Consider the following 863-nt stretch of genomic DNA (forward strand, 5'->3'; position numbering starts at 1 on the left):
GACTCAAAAGGTTATTACTACCTAATCTGGGCTTATCGCAAGTTATTACGCCTTTCATCGCCTCTGACTGCCAAGGCATCCACCGTGTACGCTTAGTCACTTAACCATACAACCCGAAAGGGTCTTGTGTATGATACAAATTTGCTTTCACTTTTAAAAAGTGAAGACAAAAAGCAACCAAGGTTTTTGGTTGTCATTAAGAAGGGTTAATTCTCAATGACTGTTTGCCGGACTCAATTATGATTCAAACAAGTTTGAATCGAATACAAGACACTTGAATGTGTTTGTTGTGTTTATCTAATGAAAGATAAACATTGAGAACTTTTAAATTTGATTAACTTAATMACAGCTTGAGCTGTTTGATTTCACTTTTAAAAGTGAAAACCAATTAAGTAATCAGTCAGCTTTCCAAATTGTTAAAGAGCTTGATTTCTTTCGAAACCATTTTTAAAGATTCTTAGGGAAAAACCCTTAAAGATGGTGGAGCTATGCGGGATCGAACCGCAGACCTCCTGCGTGCAAGGCAGGCGCTCTCCCAGCTGAGCTATAGCCCCAATATCATCTCTTAACTTTTCTAAACCTAATCAATCTGTGTGGACACTCATCGTAAGTATCTTCGTATAAGGAGGTGATCCAGCCCCAGGTTCCCCTAGGGCTACCTTGTTACGACTTCACCCCAGTCATGAACCACAAAGTGGTGAGCGTCCTCCCCGAAAGGTTAAACTACCCACTTCTTTTGCAGCCCACTCCCATGGTGTGACGGGCGGTGTGTACAAGGCCCGGGAACGTATTCACCGTGACATTCTGATTCACGATTACTAGCGATTCCGACTTCATGGAGTCGAGTTGCAGACTCCAATCCG

Annotated in this window: 1 tRNA gene and 2 rRNA genes; all 3 read right to left on the minus strand. The window is 42.2% G+C overall.

What is annotated here, in order from left to right:
• A 23S ribosomal RNA gene (locus L4B77_RS20155) occupies positions 1–106 on the minus strand; the annotation flags it as partial.
• A 372-nt stretch (positions 107–478) separates the two neighbouring features.
• Positions 479–554: transfer RNA gene (locus tag L4B77_RS20160), tRNA-Ala, on the minus strand.
• A gap of 67 nt (positions 555–621) precedes the next feature.
• Positions 622–863: ribosomal RNA gene (locus L4B77_RS20165) — 16S ribosomal RNA — on the minus strand; the annotation flags it as partial.

This window comes from Vibrio minamisatsumaniensis, assembly GCF_050337445.1.
Lineage (GTDB): Bacteria > Pseudomonadota > Gammaproteobacteria > Enterobacterales > Vibrionaceae > Vibrio > Vibrio artabrorum.